The organism is Halorubrum sp. SD612 (assembly GCF_002135005.1).
In genome coordinates this window covers 1-1486 of the sequence record NZ_NEWI01000355.1, presented here as the reverse complement: position 1 = coordinate 1486, position 1486 = coordinate 1, and the positions used below count along the sequence as shown (strand labels likewise).

The following is a 1486-nucleotide window of genomic DNA, read 5'->3' as shown; positions in this document are numbered from 1 at the left end:
GCCCCACCCGAACAGTTGGTCCGGCGTCACCACCGTCGGCCTCGTCGGCGGCATCCTCGGCGGGTACATCTGGCTACAGACGGGGAGCATCTTCCTCGGCTACGCCATCTCGGCGATGAGCCTGCTGTTCCTCAACCTCGGCGTCGAGAAGATCCCGGTGACGCACCACATCACGCTCCTCGGCGCGGTCGGCGCGGTCGTCATCGACCCCGTCGCGGGCAGCGTCGTCGCGCTGCTGGCCGGCGGCGTCCTCGGGGCCCTCAGCGGCCTCGTCGGCGAGGTCACCCAGCGGATGTTCTACTCGCACTCCGGGACCCACGTGGACCCGCCGGCGATGGCCATCGCGATCATGATGCTCGCCGTCGGCATCCTCGGCATCCTCGGCGTCCTGCCGAACGCCGGGTACCTCTGAGCCCGCCCGCGGGAGCCGACGCGGCGTCGGCCCCCTCGTAGCGGCCGGAGACGGTTCCGCGCGCGAAACACCCTCCGACCAAGCCGCCGGACACCAATGAGACCAGACCGGACACGCGACCGTCGACGCGCTCGGTTCGAGAGCGACGGCCGTGCGGCGGCCGGCACCGCCGCCGCTCGCGCCGCTCGCGCCGCCACCGCCCGGGACGGCGACGACGCTTCCGACCGCGATCGACCCCGAATCGACTCCGCTTCGTGCCAGTTTTGTTCGCCTGTCTCGGAGGGACATCCGTGAATATCGACGACCGGATCGAACGACGGCTCGGCTACGACGCCGGCATGAGCGTTCTCGCCGACTTCGAGGCCGTCTCGCCGGTCAGGCACGTCGACTCGCCGGTGGGGCGGGGGCCGGCGATAGAGCGCCTCCTCGACGTGTTCGAGCCCGCCTTCACCGGATCGCTCCCGCCGAGCGTCTACGTGTACGGCCCGAAGGGGAGCGGGAAATCGGCGGTCGTCTCCGCGCTGTTCGACCGGCTGGCGAGCCACAGCGGCCCGCGGCGCGCCATCCAGACGACCACGCGGGCGGTCGAGCCGACGATCCCCGGATTCGTCTACGTCGACGCGCGGAAGGCGTCGACTCGATTCCGGCTGTACCACGCGATGTTAGCCGCGATGAGCGACGACCCCGTTCCCGACCACGGGATCGGGACCGAGGAGCTGGCCGGCTCGCTGCGCGACGCGATGCGCACCGGCCCCGACCTCGTCGTCGCGGTCGATCACACGAACGAGACCGAGACGCCGACGGCGGCGACGCTGATCGACTGGCTCGCGGACGTCAGCGACCGGCTCGCGCCGACCTGTATCGGCCGCGACCCGCCGGACGCGATCGACTGGGAGCCGGCGACCACCGTCGAGTTCGCGAAGTACCGCCGGCACGTGCTCGTCGAGCTGCTGACGAGCCGGTGTTCGACCGGACTCGGCCGCGACGCGCCCTCGCCCGACCAGATCCGCGATACCGTCGAGTCGGCCGCGGGCGACGCCCCCGCCGCGCCCGCCGCCCTGATGGGCGCGGCGG

At 72.1% G+C, this 1486-nt stretch carries 1 protein-coding gene and 1 pseudogene; both read left to right on the top strand.

What is annotated here, in order from left to right:
• Window positions 1–412: pseudogene (locus tag B9G38_RS17280) on the top strand (hypothetical protein); the annotation flags it as partial.
• 290 nt (window positions 413–702) lie between these two features.
• The coding region (locus B9G38_RS17275) for an AAA family ATPase (RefSeq protein ID WP_086221175.1) at window positions 703–1486 on the top strand (784 nt) is incomplete at its 3' end.